Below are 300 nucleotides of genomic sequence, written 5' to 3'. Positions count from 1 at the left end.
CCCAGTACGAGGGCCAGCTTGTCGGTCGCCTTCAGGCGCGTATCGGCGATGGAAAGCGCGTCGTCGGCCAGGGCCAGGGCGGCTGTGATAAAGCCGGCGTCGCGCAGGCGCGCCACGCCCTCGCACGCCCAATCGCGCGCGCTGCCGATGCGGGCCCAGGGCACTTGGAACACCGTACCCATGGAAACGCGCGACGCACGGCGAAACAGCGGGTCATGGCAGGCCGGCGTGAGCAGCACCGCATCGATGCCGAGGGCGGCGGCGCTGCGGAAGATGGCCCCGATGTTGGTGTAGTTCGTG

The 300-nt window shown here is 70.0% G+C and carries 1 protein-coding gene; it reads right to left on the bottom strand.

Annotation, left to right across the window (positions count from 1 at the left end; translation table 11 throughout):
- On the bottom strand, nucleotides 1-300 hold a 300-nt coding region (locus tag NE591_RS14425), incomplete at both ends, for a TrmH family RNA methyltransferase (RefSeq protein WP_256157004.1).

Origin of the sequence: Adlercreutzia sp. DFI.6.23, from assembly GCF_024462535.1 — a bacterium.
In the GTDB taxonomy this organism is placed as follows: Bacteria; Actinomycetota; Coriobacteriia; order Coriobacteriales; family Eggerthellaceae; genus Adlercreutzia; species Adlercreutzia rubneri.
Note: the sequence above shows the minus strand (reverse complement) of the source record. Positions and strands in the feature narration are given on the sequence as shown.